This is a genomic window from Pseudoalteromonas sp. SIMBA_162 (assembly GCF_046535955.1).
GTDB lineage: Bacteria > Pseudomonadota > Gammaproteobacteria > Enterobacterales > Alteromonadaceae > Pseudoalteromonas > Pseudoalteromonas marina.
This window is the reverse complement of the sequence record NZ_JAWJBQ010001143.1, coordinates 1-239: the sequence shown is the minus strand read 5'-3', so window position 1 is coordinate 239 and position 239 is coordinate 1. Positions and strand designations below refer to the sequence as shown.

The 239-nt window shown below is 65.3% G+C and carries 1 protein-coding gene; it reads right to left on the bottom strand.

The window, feature by feature from the left end; translation table 11 throughout:
• A partial coding sequence (locus tag R0J88_RS23250; protein WP_410901354.1) for an O-antigen ligase family protein occupies positions 1–239 on the bottom strand: 239 nt, incomplete at both ends.

The following is a 239-nucleotide window of genomic DNA, read 5'->3' as shown; positions in this document are numbered from 1 at the left end:
CCATGCATCGAGAAACTCGTTATGGGGATGTTCATAGGGCTGCCCATGGCGGCTCAGCTCGACCTGCTCGATCATCGCATCACGCGCCTCGGCGTAGCCTGTCTCGCCCCTGCCCAGCCACGGCTGCTCGGCAATCATCAACAAGGCGCCCCGCCACATCTCGAGGCGCGCCCCCGCCGAGGTGCCGGCATTGCGGTCCTCCACGTACTTCGTGACATCCGAGACGCCGGCTTCGACAC